Below are 234 nucleotides of genomic sequence, written 5' to 3'. Positions count from 1 at the left end.
GCCGAACATTTCGGTGAAAAAACGCCCGAGGCGGCTGTTCGGATCGCGCAGGCCTGCAAAATTTGAAAGGTTGCGTTTGCACGTCACCGCGTAATACGTCGCCACGTTGAGCGCTTCGTTGATGCACAGCGCCTTCCAGCTGGACAGCGCAGCAATGGCCGGCATGCCCACCGCCTCGATGTTGATGGACTCGCGCTCAGCCGAGCGAGTCAACGCCCTGTAAGTGTATTTGGA

General features: G+C 58.5%; 1 protein-coding gene. It reads right to left on the bottom strand.

Annotated elements, in window-relative coordinates; translation table 11 throughout:
• Positions 1-234: hypothetical protein (locus AC0L3B_RS40410; RefSeq protein ID WP_473383697.1), on the bottom strand; the 234-nt coding region annotated here is incomplete at both ends.

This window comes from Bradyrhizobium sp. Kon56, from assembly GCF_055807635.1.
The sequence above is the reverse complement of the archived record's forward strand: the minus strand, read 5'-3'. Positions and strand labels throughout refer to the sequence as shown.